Genomic DNA, 23096 nt, shown 5'->3' on the forward strand with positions numbered 1-23096 from the left:
AATTAGTATTTGCACCAATGAGATGACTTACATACCATAACGCCATTAGCTATTTTTGTTGAAGGTCAGCATGCGAGTTCCTCATATATATCAAGCAAGTTCCATTGTAATAGCCACTCCACTGCAGTTAGAGGATGATGCCGCAGGCCATATTGGTCGCGTATTACGGATGAAAGTTGGTGAGCATATTTCATTGTTCAATGGTGAAGGTGGCGAATACCTTTGCGAACTCATTGAAGTCGGTAAAAAATCAGTGGTGGCAATGCCGCTTAAATTTGATGACAAAGATGTTGAATCACCACTTAGCATCCACTTAGGGCAAGGTATTTCTCGCGGCGATAAAATGGACTTTACCATTCAAAAGTCGGTTGAATTAGGGATCACTGAAATCACGCCTATTTTTAGCCAGCGTTGTGGGGTTAAATTAAGCCCTGAGCGACTTGCCAAAAAACACCTACAATGGCAAAAAATAGCCATTGCTGCTGCCGAGCAATCAGGCCGCAATAGCATCACCACCATTCACCCACCGATTGATCTTAGCCAATGGCTTGCGCAAAAGAGTGATGAAATTAAACTCACCCTACACCCTCGCGCCGAGCACAGCATCAAAACAATCAAGGTGCCAAGTGCTGGCGTGCGCTTTTTAGTCGGTCCTGAGGGCGGCTTTACCGATGAAGAAATTGCCCAGACCAAACAGCAAGCGTTTGTTGATATTCGTATTGGGCCACGCGTACTACGCACAGAAACGGCCGCTTTAACGGTCTTAAGTGCATTACAGCTACAATTTGGCGATTTAGCTAATTGAAAATAGCTAAACCACCCTCATATCAATAGCAATATATTCAGTAAGGCAACGAACATGGCAATTAAGTTAGGTATAATTTCAGATCCGATCAGCGGATTTAACATCAAAAAAGACACCGGTTTTGCAATGATGATGCAAGCCCAAAGCCGTGGCTATGAAATTTACTATATGGAAATGAACGATCTTTCATTACGTAAAGGTAAAGCGTATGCCACAGCCGCCAAAGCAACCGTGTTCGACGATGAGCACCATTGGTATGAGCTTGAAGAAAAAGCCAGCATCGCACTTGCTGATTTAGATGTGATTTTAATGCGTAAAGATCCGCCATTTGATACTGAATACATTTACGCAACTTACATTTTAGAACGCGCCGAGCTTGAAGGTACACTTATTATTAATAAGCCACAGAGCCTACGTGATGCGAACGAAAAGTTATTCACCGCCTGGTTTAGTGAGCACACACCTGACACTTTAGTAACCCGCTGTAAGCACCAGATCCGCGCATTTTTGGCCGAGCATAAAGACATTATCCTAAAGCCTTTAGATGGCATGGGTGGTGCGTCTATCTTCCGCGTAAAAGAGGATGATGCCAATATTGGGGTTATTTGCGAAACCCTCACCGAGCACGGTAGCCGTTTTGCCATGGCACAGAATTATATCCCTGAAATCAAACAAGGCGATAAGCGCGTATTGGTAGTTGATGGTGAAGTGATCCCATATTGCCTTGCCCGTATCCCACAAAATGGTGAAACGCGCGGCAATTTAGCCGTTGGTGGCCGTGGTGAAGCACGACCAATCAGTGACTCAGACCGAAGAATAGCTGAAGCCGTGGCACCGACATTAAAAGCCAAAGGGCTAATTTTTGTTGGTCTGGATATTATTGGTGATAAGTTAACCGAAATTAACGTTACAGCACCTACGTGCGTGAAAGAAATTGAAGCCGCTTATGATATTTCAATTACAGGGCGCTTATTTGATGCCATTGAAAGAAAACTAAGCCATACTTAAATTTACTAACAATAAAGGGGTATCGTTATGCAATCATTAGAAAATCATTTTTTAATCGCAATGCCATCAATGCAAGACCCTTTTTTTAAACGTGCTGTCGCGTATATTTGTGAGCACAATGAAGACGGGGCTATGGGGCTGGTGATCAATCAGCCTATCAATATTACTGTCGGTGATTTACTCGACAAAATAGAGATTGATAACGACAAATCGACCCAAGCTGCCAGTGTGGCAGTGTTTGCTGGCGGGCCGGTAAAAACAGATCGTGGTTTTGTATTACATTCACCAAAATCCGGTTACAGCGCAAGCCAAGAACTCAGCAGCGAAATAATGATCACTACATCCAAAGATGTGCTGGCAAGTTTAACCACCGCTCAGGCGCCAGAACAGTTTATTATTACACTTGGCTATTCTGGTTGGGAACAAGGCCAACTTGAACAAGAATTACTGGAAAACGCTTGGCTAATTATAAAAGCCGACCCTGATATTATTTTTAACACACCGATCGAGCAGCGCTGGGAAAAAGCAGTCGCGACACTCGGTTTTGATATTAGCCAATTAAGTTCAGAAGCTGGCCACGCATAAGCGTGGTCAGCCACCTATTTAACGCACAGAGATAACATGACTAAAAAACAACTAAAGCCCAAAGGTGAGCGTACCGTGATGGGCTTTGATTTTGGCACCACCAGCATTGGTGTTGCGATTGGCCAAGAGTTAACAGGTACCGCATCAAGTCTCACTGCGATTAAAGCAAAAGATGGCATCCCAAATTGGGATTTTATTAAAAAGCATGTCGATGAATGGCAACCTGATTTACTCGTCGTCGGTTTACCGCTTAATATGGATGGCACCAACCAAGAAGTCACCTTTAAAGCTAAAAAGTTTGCCAACCGCTTACATAATCACTATGGGCTGCCTGTAGAGACCCAAGACGAACGTTTAACCACCGCAGATGCTAAAGCACGTTTATTTGAACAAGGCGGTTATCGTAGCTTAGGCAAAGGTAATGTGGATAATATGTCGGCCGTGATTATTTTAGAAAGCTTCTTTGAGCAAGCTTACGGGTAAGTGGTAAGTTAATGATCAACTTATCTGACAGCTGAGGTATAAACCCAGCTTGATAATTAAAAGTTCTATTAAAGCCACCTAAGTGCGAAGCTTGCTGCGCGATGATCATATCGACATCATCGCGTATATAAATGTAAATTGGTTTATTGACCTTTAGGCTCTAATCCGTCAATGGTCACTCCCTGTAAAAAACCAGCGCCTTGTTGTTCGTTGTTTCTGAGCTTAATCATCAAACGTAAATCATTTGGTGAATCAGCATGATGTAATGCATCAGCGTAGTTAATTCGCTGCTGTTTATAAAGCTCAAAGAGCGCCTGATCAAAGGTTTGCATACCCATATCTTTCGCTTTAGCCATGGCTTCTTTAATACCGCCAATATCCCCTTTTTTGATAAGCTCGCCAACAATCGGGGTGTTCAGCAAAATTTCAATTGCCGCGACCCGGCCATTACCATCAGCGGTAGGCACTAATTGCTGGGCAATAATCGCGCGTAGATTTAAAGATAGATCATATTTTAGCTTGTCGTGCTTTTCTTTTGGCACTAAATGCATGATACGGTCGATAGCTTGGTTGGCATTATTAGCATGTAACGTAGCTACACATAAATGCCCGGTTTCAGCAAAGCTCAAGGCGTATTCCATAGTCTCTTGCGAGCGAATTTCACCAATCAAAATGACATCAGGAGCTTGGCGTAGTGAGCTTTTAAGCGCTGACTCAAAACTTTCCGTATCTAAACCGACTTCACGCTGAGTGATAATACTTTTACGGTGTTCATGAACAAATTCAATCGGATCTTCAATAGTCAAGATATGGCCACGTTGATTACGGTTACGATAACCTAATAACGCCGCCAACGAGGTTGATTTACCAGTGCCTGTGCCCCCCACAAATAACACCAACCCCCGCTTTGCCATGATCACATCGGTCAGCGTTGAGGGTAGGCCAAGCTCAGTTACATCTGGAATTTTTGTAACAATACGGCGGATAACCATGCCGGCACAATCTCGTTGCCAAAATGCTGAGATCCTAAAGCGCCCTTCTTCGGTGGCAATAGCAAAGTTGCATTCTTTGGTATTATGAAACTCGGCTTTTTGTTTTTCACTCATCGCAGATTCAACTAGCTCAAGCGACTCTTCGTCTGATATTTTTTCGTCGCCTAATGCAATCAGCTCACCATTAATCTTTGCGCTGACCGGTAATTGACTTGAAACAAATAAATCAGAACCCTGCTTTTCAAGCATCAAATGTAAAAAGTAATCTAGAGAATGTGTCATTACTGCTCCTTAACCACCAAAGTTATTTTTATCTTGTGCTTTAGCACGCGCTTCAGCATTGGTAACTACACCGTGGTTTACTAAATTAGTTAAACATTGATCCATGGTTTGCATACCTTGCGATGCGCCAGTTTGAATCGACGAATACATTTGCGCAATTTTATCTTCGCGGATCAGGTTACGAATGGCCGGCACTGCAATCATAATTTCATGGGCTGCGACTCGTCCCCCACCAATTTTTTTCAGCAGGGTTTGTGAAATAACCGCCCGCAATGACTCAGAGAGCATTGAGCGGATCATGCTTTTTTCTTCACCTGGGAATACATCGATAATACGGTCAATGGTTTTTGGCGCTGAAGTTGTATGCAAAGTACCAAACACTAAATGACCGGTTTCAGCTGCGGTCATAGCTAGTCGAATAGTTTCTAAATCACGCAACTCACCCACCAAAATAACATCAGGGTCTTCACGTAAAGCACTGCGCAGTGCATTAGAAAAACTATGTGTATCACGATGCACTTCACGTTGGTTGATAAGTGATAATTTATTGTCGTGTACAAACTCAATGGGATCTTCGATAGTTAAAATATGATGATGTTTATGCTGATTAATATAATCGACCATCGCCGCCAAGGTCGTTGATTTACCTGAGCCAGTTGGGCCTGTTACCAACACCAGACCACGTGGCGTATCGGAAATAGTTTTAAAAATATCTGGCGCGCCTAAATCATCAAGTGTCAGGACTTCACTAGGAATTGTACGAAATACCGCGGCAGGGCCTCGGTTAGAGTTAAAGGCATTGACACGAAAACGTGCTAAATTTGGCACTTCAAACGAAAAATCCACTTCTAGGTTTTGTTCGTAGTCCTTGCGTTGATTATCGTTCATAATGTCGTAAACTAGGCTGTTCACATCTTTGTTTTCCAGCGCTGGTATATTAATACGTCGCACATCGCCATCAACACGGATCATTGGCGCAACCCCTGATGATAAGTGTAAATCGGATGCTTTGTGCTGCACACTAAAGGCCAATAATTCGGTAATATCCATTTATGACTCCACAACTAACTGATAATTATATGGTTACAATAGCAGAACGGCTTAAATCCGCCTATGCTAGAATTGCCCTCGCGGCAAAAAAACATCATCGTAACGAACGTGATGTCTGCTTGTTGGCAGTATCAAAAACCAAACCTGCTGATTTTATTTTAGCGGCTTATCAACAAGGTCACCGAGAATTTGGTGAATCATACGTGCAAGAAGCTGTTGATAAAATAACCCAACTAGCAAATTATAGCGATATTGTTTGGCATTTCATTGGCCCAATTCAATCAAATAAAACGGCAGCGGTAGCTGAACATTTTGATTGGGTGCAGAGCATCGAACGTGAAAAAATAGCAAAACGTTTAAACGAGCAAAGACCAACAGATAAAGCCCCGTTAAAAGTACTGATCCAAGTGAATATAAGTTTAGAAGCAGCTAAGTCAGGCTGCCACCCGGATCAACTTGATAGCTTAGCTGAATATATTCAGCATTGTCCAAATTTAGAATTACGTGGGGTAATGGCGATACCAGCCAAAACTGACGACAACCTGCAACAAATACAATATTTTGAGCAATTACGGGCTTGCTTTGATAGACTTAAAGCCCAATATCCTCAAATAGACACCTTGTCGATGGGGATGAGTGGCGATGTAGAGGCTGCAATTGCAGCAGGCTCAACCATGGTACGCATCGGCACGGATATTTTTGGCCAACGAAGTTAAGGTGATAACTAAGATATGTCAGATAAAACAATTGCATTCATAGGCACAGGTAATATGAGCTACGCCATTATTGGCGGCATGGTAAAAAAAGGATTTGCTGCATCAAATATTATTGCAACAAACCGTAACCCAGAAAAACTCGCTAAGGTAGCAGCAGATTTCGGGGTTAAAACCACCGCAGATAACAACGAAGCACTGCGTGATGCCGATCTTATTGTGTTATCTGTAAAGCCACAAATGATGGGCGATTTATGTCAATCATTTCAAGATTCAGGTATCGACTTTAGCGATAAGCTATTTATCTCTGTTGCAGCGGGTCTGACCGTTAAACGCTTACGTGAAATGCTTGGTCAAGACGTTAAAATGGTCCGTTGTATGCCAAACACGCCATCATTACTTGGCCGTGGTGTATCAGGCTTATTTGGCGCTGGCGAAACGGCGCAAGAGCACGAATTTGTACGGCAAGTATTTGAGTGTACGGGCATTGCTGTGTGGGTTGAGCAAGAATCCCAGATTAACGATGTTATTGCCGTAACGGGCTCATCACCGGCTTACTTTTTCTTATTTATGGAAGCCATAGAAGAAAAAGCCAAAGCATTGGGCTTTAGCGATGAAGACGCACGTCGCTTAGTGCAGCAAACCGCATTAGGTGCAGCTGAAATGGCAGTATCGCAGCCTGAAATTAGTATTTCACAATTGCGTGCTAACGTGACTTCTAAAGGCGGTACTACTCACGCGGCAGTTGAGCATTTAAAAGCACAGGGCCTAACGGGTACTGTAGCCGATGCCATGGATGCCTGTATTGCGCGTGCTGAGCAAATGGAACAAGAACTTTAAAAGCATCTCTAAGCTTTTAGCCCTATTTATGTTTAAGGTTTTTAATTAAGGTACGTTATGAACGCCATGCAATTTTTAATAAGCACATTATTCGATCTATTTTTAATGGTCGTTTTAATGCGCTTTTGGCTACAAGCCGCCAAAGCTGACTTTTACAATCCATTAAGTCAGTTTGTGGTTAAAGCCACTTCATTTGCTGTTAACCCACTGCGTAAAATTATTCCCGGTTTTGGTGGGCTAGACTTAGCCTCATTATTGCTGGCGTTCATTGTCGCTGTTGGGAAAATTACCGCACTGATCTTTTTAGTCGGCGCGACATGGGAAGTTGGCTTTGTATTATTCAATGCCCTAGTAACGGTAATTAAAGAAGGCTTAAACTTACTATTTTGGGTGTTGGTTATTCGCGCATTATTAAGCTGGGTAAGCCAAGGCAACAACCCAATCGAAGCAGTTTTCCATCAATTAACAGAGCCAATGCTAAGACCTATTCGTAAAGTATTACCTCCGTTGGGCGGCTTAGATTTATCAATTTTAGTGTTAATTATTGCACTGCAATTTGCCCAATTTTTGTTTATGGATTTAATTCGTTAAGCACATTATTCTCACCGAGGCCTATTTTTAGGCCTCTTACTTAAGAGCTTCCGATGAAAAAAATAGTCAGTATTTTATTCTTTGCATTAGCAGGTATTACATTCAGTGCCCACAGTGAACAAATGCAAGGTGCACAATATAAAGAGCTAGGCCCGTGGCAAGTTCACTACATTGCCTTCCCGTCGACCTTTATTCAACCACAAATAGCCAAAGCTTATGATCTTGAGCGCAGTGGTTATAAGGGCATTGTAAATATTTCAATTTTGAAAAATGATACTGATGCAACAGCGCAAACAGCCATCCTAAAAGGGACTGCGAGGAATTTACTCGGTAATAAACAAACCTTAGATTTTAAAGAAGTGATTGAAGGCGAGTCAATTTACTATCTTGCGCAAGTTAATTTTACCAACGAAGAGGTTCTTCGCTTTGACGTTGAAATACAGCAAGGTAACCAATTTCAAAAGCTGCAATTCCAGCAAAAATTTTATGTAGATTAAACCATGAAAAAAACCTTAGTATTAGCCACCGGTAACCAAGGCAAAGTCAACGAGTTAGCACAAATGCTAAGCCCGCTTGCAATCAACGTTGTGCCGCAAAGCGACTTTAACGTGCCAGAAGTGCCCGAAACAGGCACCACCTTTGTTGAAAATGCCATCATTAAAGCTCGCCATGCGGCAAAAATCACTGGCCTGCCAGCTATAGCCGATGACTCAGGTTTAGAGGTTGATGGATTAAACGGCGCACCGGGTGTTTACTCAGCACGTTATGCAGGCGAGCACGCCAGCGATCAAGATAATATTGATAAGCTATTAGTTGAGCTTGCTGATAATCCTAACCGCAGTGCACGGTTTTGGTGTGTGTTAGTGCTTATGCGCCACGCCGATGACCCTACCCCACTGATTTGCAGTGCTAGCTGGGAAGGGCAAATTACGCAAAGCCAAGATGGTCAAGGTGGCTTTGGTTATGACCCGGTTTTTTATGTACCAGACCTTAACTGTACTAGCGCGCAATTAACTAAACAGCAAAAGAACGCTGTAAGCCATCGCGGAACAGCATTAAAACAGTTACTGTCAGGGCTTAAGCTCAAAGGCGGCCTGTGAATTTACCGCCGCTAAGTTTATATGTGCACGTGCCGTGGTGCGTGCAAAAATGCCCTTACTGTGATTTTAATAGTCATGGTCAAAAAGGCGATATTCCTGAAAAAGGATATGTGCAGCATTTAATTGATGATTTAAAAACTGACTTACACTTAGTGCAAGGACGTAAAATTCACTCCATCTTTATTGGTGGCGGCACGCCTAGCCTGTTAACCGGTGAGGCCTACGTTAATTTATTAACGGCGGTGGATTCATTAATTGGCCTGAGTGAAAACTGCGAGATCACCCTAGAAGCCAACCCGGGCACTGTTGAAACCGGGCGTTTTAAAGAATACGTAGCCGCTGGCATTAATCGCATTTCGATTGGCGTGCAAAGCATGCAAAATGACAAGCTAAAAGCACTGGGCCGTATTCATGGTGCCGATGAAGCGACTTATGCCGCGGAGCAAGCCCATGAAGCTGGTTTAAACAGCTTCAACCTTGATTTAATGCACGGTTTACCAGGGCAATCTGTTGAAGATGCACTCAGTGACTTGAAAAAAGTGATCGCTCTTAATCCACCGCACATATCTTGGTATCAATTAACAATTGAAGCCAATACGCAATTTGCTTCTAAACCGCCAGTTTTGCCAGCAGATGACACTTTATGGGATATTCAAGAGCAAGGCCAAGCACTATTAGCCGATGCTGGCTATCAGCAATATGAGATATCTGGCTATGCAAAACCAGGCTACCAATGCCAACACAACCTAAATTATTGGCGCTTCGGCGACTATTTAGGTATTGGCTGTGGTGCCCATGCTAAGGTAACGGATGCTAAAACAGGTATCATTACCCGTACTGAAAAAGTGAAACATCCACGTGGATACATGGATTTAGCAAAGCCCTATTTATTTAAACAGTGGCAAGTAGAACAACATGACTTACCGTTTGAATTCTTTATGAATCGCTTACGGTTATTTGAAGCATGCCCAATTAGTGATTTTACGGCGTTAACACAATTACCGCTGCAAAGTCAGGCTGATGCATTACAACAAGCAGTCGCAAAGGGTTTGCTTGAGCAAACGGAGAGTCATTGGCAGGTAAGCCAAAAAGGTCATCGTTTTTTAAATGATCTGCTAGAGTTATTTGTGTAATTACCAAACAGGTAATTACTGATTTTAATAATAATTAATAACCATTAATGGTTTCTAACAACAAAAGGGAAAACATGCGTAAACTTACCTTTATCGCCGCCGCAGTGGGTATTGCACTGTTAGGTGGTTGCCAGCAAACACCTGAGCAATCAAGCACACCCGTTGTACAAACACAGCCTGTGCAAAGTGAAATAGACAAAGCCAATGCATTTTTCGAAGATACCTTTAACCGTGATGTGATGAGCAGTCCGGTTTACCAAACCTATATGGGTATCAAAAAAGATTACGATAAATGGGACGACGGCAGCGAAGCTCGCGTGCAAAAAGATCATCAACAAACCAAAGATGATTTAGTTGCTTTAAATGCGATTAACCGTGACTTGCTAGATGACACCACAAAAGTTAGCTATGACTTAAAAAAACAAGACCTTGAAGAGAGCATCGCGGACTTTAAATGGCGTTACCACAACTACCCGGTAAACCAAATGTTTGGTACTCACTCGATGATCCCAGCATTTTTAATCAATCAACACCAGATTTCTGATGTTGCCGATGCCAAAGCCTATATCTCACGTTTAAATGGCGTAACGACTGTTATTGACCAACTGATCAAAGACTTAGAAGTACGTGCTGATAAAGGCATTATCGCCCCTAAGTTTGTGTTCCCACATGTCATTGATTCAAGCAAAAATATCATTCACGGTGCGCCGTTTGAACAAGGTGAAGACTCAACTTTACTTGCTGACTTTAAACGCAAAGTAACGGCACTTGAAATCGCTCAAGCTGATAAAGACGCGCTAATTACAGACGCAGAAAAAGCCCTAAAAGCTGCTGTTAAGCCATCTTACTCTAAGCTAATTAATTATTTAGCACAGCTTGAAAAACGTGCAGATGATCGCGATGGGGCATGGAAGTTCCCTGACGGCGAAGCGTTTTACAATAATGCGTTAGCGCGTACCACAACCACAGATTTAACCGCGAAAGAAATTCATAGCATTGGTTTAGCTGAGGTTTCACGTATTCATGATGAAATGCGCGAAATCAAAGAAAAAGTCGGCTTTAAAGGCGATTTAAAAGCGTTTATGCAGTTTATGAAAACCGATAAGCAGTTTTACTTACCAAACACTGAAGCTGGTAAGCAACAATACCTCGATGAAGCGACGGCACTTATCGACAATATGAAATCACGCTTAGATGAACTATTTATTGTTAAACCTAAAGCTGACATGATTGTAAAACGTGTTGAAGCATTCCGTGAAAAAGCAGCGGGTAAAGCATTTTATCAACAACCTGCACCGGATGGCTCACGCCCAGGCATTTACTACGCCAACCTTTACGATATGGAAGCAATGCCAACTTACCAAATGGAAGCGCTGGCTTACCACGAAGGTATTCCTGGTCACCACATGCAAATTGCTATTTCGCAAGAACTTGAAGGTGTGCCTAAGTTCCGTAAATTTGGTGGCTACACAGCCTACATTGAAGGTTGGGGTTTATACTCTGAATTACTACCAAAAGAAATGGGGCTATATGAAGACCCTTATTCTGACTTTGGTCGCTTATCAATGGAGTTATGGCGCGCATGCCGTTTAGTGGTTGATACTGGTATCCATGAAATGAAATGGACTCGCCAACAAGGTATCGATTACTACGTAAATAATACGCCTAACGCGACGTCTGACGGTGTGAAAATGGTTGAGCGTCACATTGTAATGCCTTCACAAGCAACGGCTTACAAAGTAGGTATGTTGAAGATTTTAGAGCTTCGTGAAGCTGCGAAAGTTAAACTGGGTGACAAGTTTGATATTCGCCAATTCCACGATGTAGTACTTAAAAATGGTGCTGTGCCACTAAACGTACTTGAGAGCTTTGTTGATCAATGGGTTGCAGACAAACTAGCAGCTTAAGCATGATTGCTTGATAACATCTACAAAGGCCGTATCTGCGGCCTTTTTTATTGTCTGAATTATTGTCTGAATGATAGATAAACACTTGACCAGTGAAGGAGTTAGGCTAGGATAGGTTGATAAAACGAAGAAGAGAGCAACAATGGACGCCTGTATTAACCAACTAAACGCACAAATGCAACAGCATCAGTTACCAGCCATTGTTGATTCATTTGTGCGTTTAACTGATGCGCAGCAAACACTGCAATTACTGCATTTGTATGAAAGTGCCCAGCGAATGAGCGTAAAATATGCTTATTTGCAAAACATTGCGAGTAAAATATTATCCCAACATGTGTTGCCCAAAGAGCTAATAGCCAATATTCAGAGCTTAGACAAGCTGAGCTTTTTCACCCCCGGTTTAAAATTTAACAATAACTTTGCCCAGCAAAATACCCAGCAACAAAATGTATTACATAGCCTGTTTAGTAATTGTTCTGGCAGCAATTTACCTTTTAATTATGTTCGCTCATTAATGTTATTTGAAAGCAATGAAAGCTTGTTACAGGCTGTTCAGCAAGTGGATCAAAATGGCCTCACCGCCGTTGCAAGTTATATCGCCAAAAATCCAACCGAGCATAACTTACCTAAGCATGAGTTCTCAGCTCTTTTGGCACTAATGGAAGTTGAATTTAAACAAACTCAGGGCAATATCAACACTGCCGCCTTCTTAAAAGCGTTACTCACATTATGCCAAGCAAGCCCAACTAAATCGCTTAGTGACTATAAAATATTACTCAGTGGTGCGTATTTACGCTGTAAAACAGAGCAAATTGATCGCTACCTTGCACAACATAAATAATATTAGTCAGATAAATAATATTAGTCAGATAAATAATATTAGTCAGATAAATAATATTCAACACTGGTTACAACGCGTACTTTTTTAATTTGTGGCGTGTTTGAATCGCGGTCGATAATGCTAAACTGGCCTTGTCTTGCGGTGCGGATTTTACCAAGTTTTGACTGTGAGTCTTTGGCAAACTTAAGAGCAACTTCACGGGCTTTCTCAGTGGCCTCTTGCACCATTGCTGGCTTGATATCATTTAGCCCAGTAAACATGTACTCAACGCGGGTTTCATAGTTATCCTGCACGATAGCAATTCCTTGCTTGGCCAACTGCCCCACCTTTGTTAAAGCATTTTGTACTTTATCGGGTTGCTGTGAATACACAGTGATATTAGCACGGGCAATATATCGAAATTGCTGATTTTCAGCACCGTATTCGCGCGCCTGTTTATCAACAATTGATTGTTTGCTTAAGCTTATTTCTTGCTCATCAAAACCATGCAACTTTAAAAAAGCGACCACCGCAGAGCTTTTTTGCTCAACCCGCTCGACTAATTTTTCTAAATTATTATCAGCGTCGCTAAATTGCACCGGCCAAATAACGGTATCGGCAACAACTTCACGCTCGGCAAGGCCTTTGACTTCAACGGTGCGCTCCATATTTTTTACATCAAGTGCCGCAGATTTTAAAATCCATCCGCAACCTAAAATAGCAACACTTAATACCGCGGCTCCCAGTAACTGGTAATATCCATTTGGCTTATTCATTTAGATTCCTTTGATAATTATCAATGTAAATTGGTTTGATGCTCGAAAAATCAACCTAAACAGGTTACATTGAGCAGTATAGTTTAGCAAAAAGATTCTCTGCATCACTTGCCAAGAAAACACATAACCCGCAAGGAAAAGCCATGAGCGTAAAACGCATTAGTCAGTTTTTTAACCCGACATCGGTTGCCGTGATTGGTGCCTCAAATAATGTTTCTCGGGCAGGGTTTGTGGTGATGCGTAACTTATTGCAGGGCGGATTTAACGGCCCAATAATGCCAGTAAGCCCAACGCACAGCGCCGTGCATGGCGTGTTAGCATACCCTTCAATTGCAGCACTGCCGAAAATTCCAGATCTTGCAGTGATCTGCACCAACAAACACACATTGCTGACAATTATTGCCGAATTAGGTGAGTTTGGCTGTAAAAATGCTGTGGTGATCGCAGCGGGACTCAATCATCAGCAAAAAACAGCACTGCAAGAAGCCGCTAAACAAGCCAAAGTGTCATTACTTGGCCCTAATTGTTTGGGTTTATTGATCCCCCATATTGGCCTCAATGCGAGTTTTTCTCACACCGTTGCCAGCGAAGGTAAAATAGCCTTTGTCTCACAGTCAGCGGCTGTTTGCTCCACCATTTTAGATTGGGCTAAAAATAAAGAAATTGGCTTTTCCTATTTTGTTTCTGTGGGGGACTGCTTAGATATTGATTTTGCAGAGCTGCTGGACTTTTTAGGTCGCGATGCGAAAACCAAAGCCATTTTATTATATATCGATAATATCGAAAACATTCGTAGTTTTATCTCCGCCGCTCGCGCTGCTGCGTTTAGTAAACCGGTGATCGCCATTAAAACCGGAAAAACGGCCGCAGGGGCACTCGCCGCAGAAATTCACACCGGCGGAAAGCAAAGCTCTGATGCCGTATATGATGCTTTGTTCCAACGCGCCGGTATGTTGCGGGTAAATGATCTCACTGAGCTGTTTGCTGCCACACAAACCTTGGCTATGCATCCTAAGTTATTAAAAGTCGAACAACTGACCATTTTAACCAACGGCGGTGGCCCTGGTGTGATGGCCGTTGATAGTTTATTACAAAGTTCCGGTAAGCTTGCACAATTGAGTGAAGAAACCCGATGTGCGTTAAACAAGGTGATCCCACAATCAGATATGACGTCAAACCCGGTAGATATTTTTGGCGATTCAGCCCCGGCCCGTTATCAGCAAGCACTGGAAATTTTATTACATGCAAAAGAAGTTAAAAACTTACTGATCATCCACACGCCATCGGCATTAGCCCCCAGTGAAGACTATGCGTTGATCATTGCGCAAACGCTCAATAAGCTGCCGAAAATGGCCCGTCCTTATGTGATCACAAACTTTATGGGTGAAGATGCCGCCTACGCCGCGCGTCGCTTATGCAGCAACTACGGCATTCCTACCTACCGTACCCCTGAGGGTGCTGTACGTGCATTTATGCACTTAGTCAGTTATCGCCGTAACCAAAAGCACTTAACACAAACCCCTGAGTCAAACACCGATGATGCAACAATCAATAAACAAGCTGCAAAAGCCATCGTTAATGAATTTTTAGCAGAGCAGCAAAGCTATTTATCCACCCATCAAGCCAGCCAAATATTGGCTCATTATGGGGTTGAATGTATTCAAACCGAGGTGGCCTACACGCCAACAGAAGCTAAAGAGCAAGCCATAGAACTAGGCTTTCCTGTGGCACTGAAACTGATAAGCCCTAGCATTCCATCAAAATCAGAAGTCGGTGGCGTAGTTCTTAACTTAAACGATGCGCAAGAAGTTGAGCAAACCGCCTTTGCAATGCTACTAAGAATAAAAAACACCTACCCAGATGCGATTATTGAAGGCTTTTCACTACAAAAAATGGCGCCGCGTGCAGGCGCAAATGAACTGCGTATCGCAATTAAAACTGAAGCTAACTTTGGCCCGGTTATTTTACTTGGAGAAGCCGGCACCGGTCTGGAATTTGCTCAAGCCGCAGTAGCTCTCCCCCCTTTAAACATGAACTTAGCTAAATATTTAATTGCCGCAGCTCATGATAAGGGCGTGCTTAAAGATCGCGTATTACCAGAAAAAGTAGATAAGTATCGCCTTTGCGCACTGCTTACCCGCATTTCTCAGCTAGTGATTGATCAACCCGATATCACATCTGTAGAGCTAAACCCAATCTTAGCCAGTAACGGCCAATTTTTAGTACTCGATGCCACCATGACCTTAAGTCGATATCAAGTACAATCGCATCGTAAGCGCTTATCAATCCGCCCCTACCCGATTGAGCTGGTACAACAGGTTACTTTAAAAAATAATAGCCAAGCAATACTGCGTCCGATCAAACCCGAAGATGAGCAAGCACACCAAGAGTTTGATCAGTCACTTAGTAAAGAAGATCGCTACAAACGCTTCTTTGGTGAACTGCCGCAATTTAACCACGATCAACTGGCGAAAATGACGCAAATTGATTACGACCGAGAGATGGCATTTATTATCACTCAAGACAACGCAACACTTGGTGTATCTCGGGTATTAATGGACCCTGATAAAGTGCATGCCGAATTTGCCATTGTGGTACGCTCAAACAGCCAAGGGCTTGGCTTAGGAGGCTTGTTGATGCGAGCTGCCATTGAATATTGCCAAAGCCAAGGTGTACAATTTATTGAAGGTATCACCCTGCCAGAAAATACTGGCATGATTGAATTAGCCCGCAAACTAGGCTTTAAGATCAGTCGTGACTTTGAAGAAGGCAGTATCAACATGGTGCTTGCTTTAACGCCAATAAATAAACACGGATAAGCATTTGAAAAATTTACGACAACAAACCGCCTTGTTACTTGAAGGTAATGGTGAATATCGCAAAATCGGCCACATTATTGATGTATTTTTAATAACCCTAATAATGATTAATGTGGTTGCCATTGTACTTGAATCTGTCGTTAGCCTAGCCCAACACTACAAGCACGCATTTTTAATGCTAGAGATTGGCTCCGTTAGTATATTTGCTATCGAATATTTATTACGCTTTTGGTCATGCGTTGACCGCGTAGAATATAAAAGCCTAGAATGTAGTAACTTTAAACGCCGCTTAAAATACTTATGCTCGCCATTAGCGGTGATAGATTTACTAGCTATCCTACCTACCCTATTGATGATGTTTATCACCTTTGATTTACGCTTCTTGAGAGTGTTTAGGTTGCTTAGGATCTTTAAGTTAACCCGATATTCACGGGCTATGCAGCTACTATTACAGTCATTTCGTGATGAAAGCGGCTCACTGATTGCCGCCTTTTTTATTATGGCTGTGGTGCTCATTTTAGCCTCTTGTGGCATTTACTTAATCGAACATGATATACAACCAGATAAATTTGGCTCCATTCCAGCAGCAATGTGGTGGGCAATGGCAACTCTCACAACGGTAGGCTACGGTGATGTTGTCCCCGTCACACCGCTGGGCCGAATTTTTGGTGGCGTTATTACATTACTGAGTATGGGAATGGTGGCTATTCCGACGGGTTTATTGGCTTCTAGCTTTTCAGAACAATTACGCAAACGTCGGGTACTTTTTAGTGATGCCGTGCATGAATGCCTACATGGCGGCAAGCTAGATGATGATCAGCTAGAGCATCTAGAGAATTTGCGCTGTAAGCTTGGTCTCAGTAAGCAAGAAGCAAACAAAGCCATTAAATCTCAACTGAGCCAACGCACTAAACACCTTTATTGTCGTCACTGCGGTGAACGCCAAGACTAGCTATTAGTCCTCGTTCAACAACGACTGCCAGTCTTTATGTAATAGTGCGCTTACATCATCCCCAGGGATTGGTTTACTGAATAAATAGCCCTGAAATAAATTACAGCCTAAGTTACGCAAAAAGGCCAGCTGTTGCTTAGTTTCTACGCCTTCTGCGACGCATTCTTTACCTAAGCTTTTCGCCAATGCCAAGGTTGACTGAATAATCGCTTCATCATCACTATCTAAACCAATATCGGTTACAAAACTACGGTCAATTTTGAGCACATCAATGGGAAAGCGCTTTAAATATGTTAAAGAAGCATAGCCTGTACCAAAGTCATCCAAATATAAACGACAACCTAACGCCTTCAATTTCGACATACTAGCCAGCGCTTGCGACGAATCGTGCATCAATACAGACTCTGTAATTTCAAACACCACGGAGGAAGCAGCCACATCGGCGTAGGCCAATGCAGAGCTGATCTCTTCAACTAAAGATTTATATTCAAAATCTAAAGCAGACAAGTTAATAGATATATATAAATCAGGTCGTTGTTGTTGCCACTGCTTAAGCTCTATCAGTGCTCTGGCTAAGGTTTGCAGCATAATTTTGGTGATCAGCCCAACACTCTCAGCCGCAAGCGCAAACTCTTGTGGTTTATAAGTGGTGTTTTCTGGCCAACGTAACAATACTTCAAGTCCATCGGACTGATGAGTTTTTGCATTAACAATCACTTGATAATAATTGCAAAATTCGTAATTTTGATAGGCCTGATTTAATTGCGATTCTAAGTGCAGTGCGCGTTGAACATGCTGATTCATGTATTGCTTATAAAATTGATAACACCCTTCCAAGCTCTTTTTAGAGTGGTAAAGTGCTATGTCAGCAGCTTTAATTAAGCCTTTTGCATTTAGAGCATCATCAGGAGAAATGGCAACACCAATACTTAAACTGATACTTATAGCCTGTTCATTAACAATAATATTGTCATTCATGCTGGCCATTAATTTAACGCACAATAAAACCACTTCTTCTATTTGCTGAATACCTTCAACTAACAACATGAATTCGTCGCCACTAAAACGAGCAACACTATCTTTGGCTTGTAAACGTGATTTTAACCGCAGTGCCACGGCTTTGATGATCTCATCGGCAGCTTCATGTCCTAACGAATCATTAAAATATTTAAAGCGTTTAATATTGATATTGAGAAGTGCTGTTTTTGAGTTTTGCGCTTTTGCTTGTTCTAGTGCATGCTCAACTCGGTCATTAAATAAAGTGCGATTTGGTAACCCCGTTAAGCTGTCGTAATTTGCCAATACAAACAACTCATTTTCAGCCAGCTTTTGTGCGTTAATGTCGGTCAGGATCACAACATAGCTCTCTAAGCGTTGCTCAGTATCAGCCACAGCACTGACCTTGATTAATACATGACGAGGTTCACCACTGGCTAGGTAGACGGTATCTTCTGCAGAAAAATGTTCACCAGCTTGTAGCTCTTTCATAACACGCAGATAATTCACTCTGACACTACGGCTTAAACCTAGATGTAATGAACAGCTAGAGCGATGCTCTACAGGGAAATCAAATGCACTTTGCAGTGCTTTGTTAGTGGCTAGAATTCGTAAACTTTTATCTAAAATAAACACCCAATCGCGGGTTTGCTCAAAAGCAGCACCAAATAAGCGCGCATGCTCTTCAAACACTAATTCACGGGTCATATTAGTGTATGTGCCCGCAACTTTATCTGGCGTACTACCTTGCCATGCCACCACTTTGCCAAAGTCTTTGTACCAACGCCAATGCCCTGACTTGTGGCGCAATCGGTAAGTACAGTTAAAGTAGCCCTTTTCGGTAGATAAAAACTCTAGCCACTCAATGCGGAAGTTTTGTTTATCTATCGGGTGAATTTTTGCTAAATAGTCATCCAGATTTACCGATTCAACATCATAGCCTAATTCATTTTTAAGCCGTGGTTGATAGATGATGGGACTTGATGATTGCCAGTCCCACACCCCTGAGCGGCTTCCTTCTAATGCTAATTTTAGCCGCGCTTCACTTTCTTGGCTTTCTTTATGCGCTGCTAATAACAATTGCTGTATTCGATTACGACGCATTATCCAACTGGCAATTAATACGATAAACACGACTGCGTAAAGTGCTATAAACTGCGGCGCTCGCCATAGTGGGTATTTAACTACAATATCCAGTACTGCTGGTTGCGTATAGTCACCTGTCAGTGGATCTTTAGCCCAGATTTTTAATTGATACTCGCCAGGATTAAGTTTTGGAAATAACACGCGATTATTATTACGAGTATACGATTTTTGCCCATCAGAGAGTTGGTACTCATAAATAATACGTTCTTGATAATTAAATGCCATGGCCGAAAAAGCCACTTCTAGCCCTATATCATCATGTTCTAAGGTTATTTTTTTGATTGGCTGCTTAAGATCTGTAGATAATTCACGGGACATTAAATCAATGCTAGTGATATTAACGTGGTCAATTAAACCATGCTTGGGATGATTATCATTTGGGTAAAAGTAGCTAAACCCCTTTAACGTGCCATATACTATTTGTCCCGTTTTTAAACGGGTAAATGCACCACTATTAAACTCAGTAGAGATCAACCCTTCTGATGTAGTAAATTGTTGAAAGTGTTTATTCTCTGGGTTTAGTCGCCAAATACCTTTATGACTGCTCATCCAGATCATACCAGTATCATCTAGCACCATATTGTACATTAAAGTGCCAAGCTTATTTTTATCTAAGTCAATGGTATAAAGTAATTTATAGGTCGTTGCATCCAGACCAATCAAACCAAAATTGGATAAGCTGATCCACAGCACATTGTTATTATCTACGATATAGGACATCACGTTAACTGCAACGTTTTCATGTTGTTCTGGCACAGTATAAATTTTTGTTAAAGCAAATGAATTCGGATCGACCAGATAAAGTACCCCTGCATTATAAAACAGCGGTGAATCAGGTTTGCTAGATAGTGGAGGAAAAAAACCATACGCTAAAAACGGCTCAAAGCTTTCAAATTCACCGCCTAAAGGGGTTATTTTTTGGCTATCAATATTATAAACAAATATGCCATGATCGGAATGAACATAAAACAAGTCTCCATTAGGCATCAACATAGAGCCATGTACCCAACCAGCTATTAAATGCTGTTGACTAGGATCCGCTGTTTTGGCAGGAGAAATTTCATGGCTATGTGGATCAAAACTAAACATGCCGCGATTAGTCCGCAGCCACAACTTATTTTTATACGGAGTTATCTCGTAAATATTAAATTCAGTGGTAAATAAATCGGCTTGGTAGTCTTTTAAAAAGACTTCTCCGTGCTTGGTTTTTAAATCAACGGCAGTTAAACCGTTATGGGTCGCTAACCAAAGTTTATTTTCAAACTCAGTTATTCCCCAAATTGAAGGGTGAGACAAGCCATCACCTGAGAGCATAGTGGCATTAACATTTTCAAAGTGGTAATTATCATAAGGCAAATAAAACGCCCCATCACTTTTAGTGGCAGCCCACATTGCACCGTTTTTATCTTTAACTATATCTATAATACTTGGATCGACCAGTGAGTATTTACTTTCTTCTAATCGGTTATTTTTAGTCAATTCGCCTGTAGCTAGATCTAACTTGAACAAGCCCTTATCAGTTCCCAGGTCAAGTACACCATGTTCATTGATTATTTTCCAAACATTTAGATCATCGAATAGCGTTTTATTTTTAAACGGGATATCTGGGCGCTCAAACATACTCGGTAAATCGCTGATATCCACTTGATATAGACCGCGTACAGCACCCACTAACAGTTGCTCATTTTCACCTATTGCAAACGACTTTATGTAATTTTGATAAACATGATCAGGCTCTGCGCTTAAGTGTTCTAACTTTCGGTATTGCCCTGTCTCTATATGATAAACATAAGCGCCACTACTCGCAGCGATAAAAATATAGCCTTTATAATGCAATAAATCGCGGATCATACTTCTGCGAGTGCGATCTGGTAATTCAAAAACAGTTTCAATTTGCCCCGTGGCTAAATCAAGACGAGCAAAATCCCAGCCACGGCCAATCCATAATGATTTCTCATCCGTTGCAACCATAGTAAATACAGACTGACTTAAGATTTGTTCTTCACTGACGGGCTTTGATAAAAACTGCTGATAACTATCGGTACTTGGGTCATACCGAAATAGCCCAGCCACTAATGAAGCAATCCAAATATAACCGGCAGGGTCTTGATAAATAACATCAATAATCGCTTCATTTAACTCGCCATTAGGCCCTGCTACATGGACTACTTGATAACCATCGTAACGATTTAAGCCACCTTCAGTCGCCAACCATAAATAACCACTGTTATCTATTAACATGGTACTTACATAGCTTTGTGATAAACCTTCACTGGGCGATAAACGTTTTACCTGCGCAATAGCAACTTGGCTTGCAACAATAGATGCGACTAAGCAAAATAAAATACAAGCCTTAAACCATTTACCCATCTAAATTTCCACGTCTTTGTTTTAACAAATTAATACTGCATGGCTACTATATTGCGTTGTTGATAGACAGCAAATAGTGTATCCAAAGCTGATGGTAATGTTAGCACAAAGTTAAACCCGATTGATTTATAAAAATCAGTTAACTCTGCATAAGCAAACGTATAAACATGCGAGTTTTGCTCAACTAAGGCATACTTTAGTAGCTGTTTTGCAAGCCCTTGACGACGTCTAGTTGGTGCCACCAACACGGTAGATAAAAATAAATAGTCACTGCGATTTTGAATTCTGCATGCCGCGACAATAGCAAAGTCATGATAAGCAACCCAGACTTGATCGTGTTTGGTCGCTCGACCACGAGCATTATGTTGACTGTAAAACTTATTAACTAAAGGTGTTTTAATCGCTGCTAAACGCTCAAAACGTAGTGTGTTCATCAGCTTTGCATCGTTGCTAGATATTGCTCAAACTGTTGTTTCAAAAACATTTGTTCTGCCACTGGCCGGCTATGAATAGTATTGTATATTTGCTCACGAGTACTCTTGCCACGCTTAATTTGATAAGCCCAGAACGATGCTTCGTAATCTAATTGTATTTGATATTTTTGTTCACGTGGTAGTAAGCATAAGTTAAACGACATAAATTACCTGTTTTTACTAATCATAATGATGTGAGTATACCATCGGAGTCACGGCTAAACTTGCGCTTTTTGGCTTTTAAACGTAGATTGGTGGCGTTTTTGCCCTACTATGGAAACGCTGTGATTAAATACATTCTTCAATGCATAGTGCTTTGTGCTTTACTGACGCCATTTTGCACTTTAGCAAAAAACCAACATATGCTCTTTAATCGCCCAGCAGATACCCCACAAGCTCGCTATGTTATTGAATTGATGACCTTAGCCTATAACGAGCTTGGTTATGATTTACATATCATTGATTTTAATCACCAAAGTGCGTTATCCGCAGCCAATAATGGTACCCTTGACGGTCAACTAGGGCGTATTTCAACTATTAGCCAGCAGTATACAAATCTACATGCAGTTAACTTTCCACTGTTTGAGTTTAACCTTGTACTATTAAAAAATTGCCAACAATGTACCTTTGAACAAATTGACAGTATTGCCATACAAGTTGGTTACCCAGCAGCACAAAGTTACTTAAATGAGCATCCATTTATTGGCGATGTAATTAACGTAAAAAGCGTGACTGCCCAGCTCAATTTACTCACCCAACAAAAAGTGCAAGGGGTATTATTACTCGACTTTTTATTATCGACTAAGCACCCTCACTTTGATGTTAATCAATTTCAAATGGAAGTACTTGCACCGATCAAGAGCTTTCACTTTCTAAACTCCCGCCATAAAGCATTAATACCGAAACTTGAACAGCAACTGCATAAACTCAATGAAAACGGCACGATACGTTTACTCAGAGCTAAGTATAACCTTGATTAAAAACCAAAATCATCCTGCTTAGGTGAAACTGGCTGTTCAGTATTTGCTTTGTGTTTTTGTAAGTAACGCTTATAGCGTTGTTGGCATAAACTGATTACCTGCTTTTTTTCAACATTTGAAAATGAATTCCAACCAAAGCGTTCTTCACGACTGCGATAACAGCCTTTACAATAGCCTCGGTTATTGACCTCACAAATACCTTTGCAGGGACTAGGAATCTCAAAAATTTCAATTTGTTGCATAGCCAGCATCAGTCAATAAAGAATGCTTTGAGT

Annotated in this window: 22 protein-coding genes; 15 read left to right on the top strand and 7 right to left on the bottom strand. The window is 41.6% G+C overall.

From position 1 onward, the window contains the following. Positions 1-70: 70 nt before the first annotated feature. The 4 genes from rsmE to ruvX are packed head-to-tail and all read left to right on the top strand — an operon-like array spanning position 71 to position 2881. Positions 71-805: a 16S rRNA (uracil(1498)-N(3))-methyltransferase gene (gene rsmE, locus NDQ71_RS08275; RefSeq protein WP_301562558.1), complete on the top strand. Its 735-nt coding sequence runs from the start codon at positions 71-73 to the stop codon at positions 803-805. Positions 806-859: 54 nt separating this feature from the next. Next, positions 860-1813, top strand: a complete 954-nt coding sequence (gene gshB / locus NDQ71_RS08280; protein ID WP_301562559.1) for a glutathione synthase — start codon at positions 860-862, stop codon at positions 1811-1813. Positions 1814-1840: 27 nt separating this feature from the next. Then, entirely contained in the window at positions 1841-2398 is a 558-nt protein-coding gene (locus NDQ71_RS08285) for a YqgE/AlgH family protein (RefSeq protein WP_064667190.1), read from the top strand. A 36-nt stretch (positions 2399-2434) separates the two neighbouring features. Beyond that, a complete protein-coding gene (gene ruvX / locus NDQ71_RS08290; RefSeq protein ID WP_064667189.1) occupies positions 2435-2881 on the top strand; it encodes a Holliday junction resolvase RuvX in 447 nt (148 codons plus the stop codon). Positions 2882-3024: 143 nt separating this feature from the next. On the opposite strand, the gene NDQ71_RS08295 is transcribed toward ruvX, so the two are convergent. Beyond that, the gene (locus NDQ71_RS08295) at positions 3025-4155 is read right to left on the bottom strand and encodes a PilT/PilU family type 4a pilus ATPase (protein ID WP_064667188.1); all 1131 of its coding nucleotides are present in this window, start codon (positions 4153-4155) and stop codon (positions 3025-3027) included. A 9-nt stretch (positions 4156-4164) separates the two neighbouring features. Continuing rightward, positions 4165-5205, bottom strand: a complete 1041-nt coding sequence (locus NDQ71_RS08300; protein ID WP_064667187.1) for a type IV pilus twitching motility protein PilT — start codon at positions 5203-5205, stop codon at positions 4165-4167. Positions 5206-5207: 2 nt separating this feature from the next. On the opposite strand from NDQ71_RS08300, the gene NDQ71_RS08305 reads away from it, so the two are divergent. The 8 genes from NDQ71_RS08305 (at position 5208) to NDQ71_RS08340 (ending at position 12330) form a co-directional block, all read left to right on the top strand. Further along, positions 5208-5921: a YggS family pyridoxal phosphate-dependent enzyme gene (locus NDQ71_RS08305; RefSeq protein WP_064667186.1), complete on the top strand. Its 714-nt coding sequence runs from the start codon at positions 5208-5210 to the stop codon at positions 5919-5921. 15 nt (positions 5922-5936) lie between these two features. Further along, the gene (proC, locus tag NDQ71_RS08310; RefSeq protein ID WP_301562560.1) at positions 5937-6758 is read left to right on the top strand and encodes a pyrroline-5-carboxylate reductase; all 822 of its coding nucleotides are present in this window, start codon (positions 5937-5939) and stop codon (positions 6756-6758) included. A gap of 57 nt (positions 6759-6815) precedes the next feature. Further along, on the top strand, positions 6816-7349 hold the full coding sequence (locus NDQ71_RS08315; RefSeq protein ID WP_064667184.1) for a YggT family protein: 534 nt from the start codon (positions 6816-6818) through the stop codon (positions 7347-7349). A gap of 53 nt (positions 7350-7402) precedes the next feature. Next, positions 7403-7846: a DUF4426 domain-containing protein gene (locus NDQ71_RS08320; protein ID WP_301562561.1), complete on the top strand. Its 444-nt coding sequence runs from the start codon at positions 7403-7405 to the stop codon at positions 7844-7846. A gap of 3 nt (positions 7847-7849) precedes the next feature. Next, positions 7850-8449 (top strand): XTP/dITP diphosphatase, encoded by a 600-nt coding sequence (locus NDQ71_RS08325; protein ID WP_301562562.1) that lies wholly within the window; start codon positions 7850-7852, stop codon positions 8447-8449. Then, on the top strand, positions 8446-9582 hold the full coding sequence (gene hemW, locus NDQ71_RS08330; protein WP_192541711.1) for a radical SAM family heme chaperone HemW: 1137 nt from the start codon (positions 8446-8448) through the stop codon (positions 9580-9582). The genes NDQ71_RS08325 and hemW overlap by 4 nt, the downstream gene beginning before the upstream one ends. 74 nt (positions 9583-9656) lie before the next feature. Beyond that, on the top strand, positions 9657-11489 hold the full coding sequence (locus tag NDQ71_RS08335) for a DUF885 family protein (protein WP_192541710.1): 1833 nt from the start codon (positions 9657-9659) through the stop codon (positions 11487-11489). 142 nt (positions 11490-11631) lie between these two features. Beyond that, a complete protein-coding gene (locus NDQ71_RS08340) occupies positions 11632-12330 on the top strand; it encodes a hypothetical protein (RefSeq protein ID WP_192541709.1) in 699 nt (232 codons plus the stop codon). Between the two features lie 38 nt (positions 12331-12368). Here NDQ71_RS08340 and NDQ71_RS08345 read toward each other — a convergent pair whose 3' ends face one another. Continuing rightward, positions 12369-13085, bottom strand: coding sequence for an SIMPL domain-containing protein (locus tag NDQ71_RS08345; RefSeq protein ID WP_064667178.1), 717 nt, complete (start codon positions 13083-13085; stop codon positions 12369-12371). Positions 13086-13228: 143 nt separating this feature from the next. Between NDQ71_RS08345 and NDQ71_RS08350 the strand changes: the two genes are divergently transcribed. Together NDQ71_RS08350 and NDQ71_RS08355 are read left to right on the top strand one after the other, a co-directional pair. Further along, positions 13229-15904 (top strand): bifunctional acetate--CoA ligase family protein/GNAT family N-acetyltransferase, encoded by a 2676-nt coding sequence (locus tag NDQ71_RS08350; RefSeq protein WP_301562563.1) that lies wholly within the window; start codon positions 13229-13231, stop codon positions 15902-15904. Between the two features lie 4 nt (positions 15905-15908). Then, positions 15909-16856 carry an ion transporter gene (locus tag NDQ71_RS08355; RefSeq protein WP_301562564.1) on the top strand — a complete coding sequence of 316 codons (948 nt, stop codon included), beginning with the start codon at positions 15909-15911 and terminating at the stop codon, positions 16854-16856. A 3-nt stretch (positions 16857-16859) separates the two neighbouring features. Here the strand turns inward: NDQ71_RS08355 and NDQ71_RS08360 are convergent, their stop codons facing one another. Genes NDQ71_RS08360 through NDQ71_RS08370 form a run of 3 tightly spaced genes read right to left on the bottom strand, consistent with a single transcriptional unit; the run spans position 16860 to position 22005 of the window. Further along, on the bottom strand, positions 16860-21368 hold the full coding sequence (locus NDQ71_RS08360) for an EAL domain-containing protein (protein ID WP_301562565.1): 4509 nt from the start codon (positions 21366-21368) through the stop codon (positions 16860-16862). Between the two features lie 29 nt (positions 21369-21397). After that, a complete protein-coding gene (locus NDQ71_RS08365) occupies positions 21398-21802 on the bottom strand; it encodes a GNAT family N-acetyltransferase (RefSeq protein WP_192541706.1) in 405 nt (134 codons plus the stop codon). Continuing rightward, positions 21802-22005 (bottom strand): DUF3283 family protein, encoded by a 204-nt coding sequence (locus NDQ71_RS08370; RefSeq protein ID WP_064667173.1) that lies wholly within the window; start codon positions 22003-22005, stop codon positions 21802-21804. The genes NDQ71_RS08365 and NDQ71_RS08370 overlap by 1 nt, the downstream gene beginning before the upstream one ends. A 120-nt stretch (positions 22006-22125) precedes the next feature. On the opposite strand from NDQ71_RS08370, the gene NDQ71_RS08375 reads away from it, so the two are divergent. Next, on the top strand, positions 22126-22821 hold the full coding sequence (locus NDQ71_RS08375) for a transporter substrate-binding domain-containing protein (protein ID WP_301562566.1): 696 nt from the start codon (positions 22126-22128) through the stop codon (positions 22819-22821). Here the strand turns inward: NDQ71_RS08375 and NDQ71_RS08380 are convergent. Further along, positions 22818-23063 (bottom strand): DUF1289 domain-containing protein, encoded by a 246-nt coding sequence (locus NDQ71_RS08380; RefSeq protein WP_192541705.1) that lies wholly within the window; start codon positions 23061-23063, stop codon positions 22818-22820. The two genes, NDQ71_RS08375 and NDQ71_RS08380, sit on opposite strands and share 4 nt — an antisense overlap. Positions 23064-23096: the final 33 nt, after the last annotated feature.

Origin of the sequence: Pseudoalteromonas sp. KG3, assembly GCF_030436385.1 — a bacterium.
Classification (GTDB): domain Bacteria; phylum Pseudomonadota; class Gammaproteobacteria; order Enterobacterales; family Alteromonadaceae; genus Pseudoalteromonas; species Pseudoalteromonas prydzensis.